Source organism: Aerococcus sp. L_32 (assembly GCF_050689315.1).
This window is the reverse complement of sequence record NZ_JBOEQF010001139.1, coordinates 1-592: the sequence shown is the minus strand read 5'-3', so window position 1 is coordinate 592 and position 592 is coordinate 1. Positions and strand designations below refer to the sequence as shown.

The 592-nt window shown below is 42.9% G+C and carries 1 protein-coding gene; it reads left to right on the top strand.

Features of this window, described 5'->3' with window-relative positions:
• Positions 1 to 592 (top strand): 3'-5' exonuclease (locus ACRCJ0_RS18605; RefSeq protein WP_431391673.1); only part of this gene is annotated, 592 nt, incomplete at both ends.

Here is a 592-nt window from a genome sequence, read left to right as displayed (position 1 = left end):
CGAGATTCGGCAAAATAACTTGCATGGTTTTTATAAATTGGCGTCTACCTATGAAGCGTCAGCCTTTAAGGGGATTTTCCAATTCATCCGTTTTGTTGAGAAAATTCAAGAGAAAGACAACGACCTGCAAGCACCAAAACACGGGGACGAAGCTCGATCTGCGGTCCATGTCTATACTATTCATCATTCAAAAGGTTTAGAGTTTCCGCTCGTTTACGTCTATAACATTTCCAAGCGTTTTAACACTCAAGACCTAAGGAATCCGGTGATTTATAATGACACTATCGGTATTGGGGTGAAATTGTCTGATAGAACACGCCACATCACCTATCCAAATATGTTTGAAATGATGGCTAAACGTTTTGAGAAGAAAGACATGTTGGCTGAAGAAATGCGAAAATTATACGTGGCCTTAACTCGAGCGGAACAGCAACTGGTATTAGTGGGTATGGTGAAAAACTTCGATACCACGATTGGCAAGTGGCAAGGGCTTTTGATGAAAGACGAGCAATTATCGCCCTCAGGCCGGATTAAAGCCAACAGTTTACTCGATTGGATTGGCCCAGCGCTGATGCGCCACCACGATTTTGAC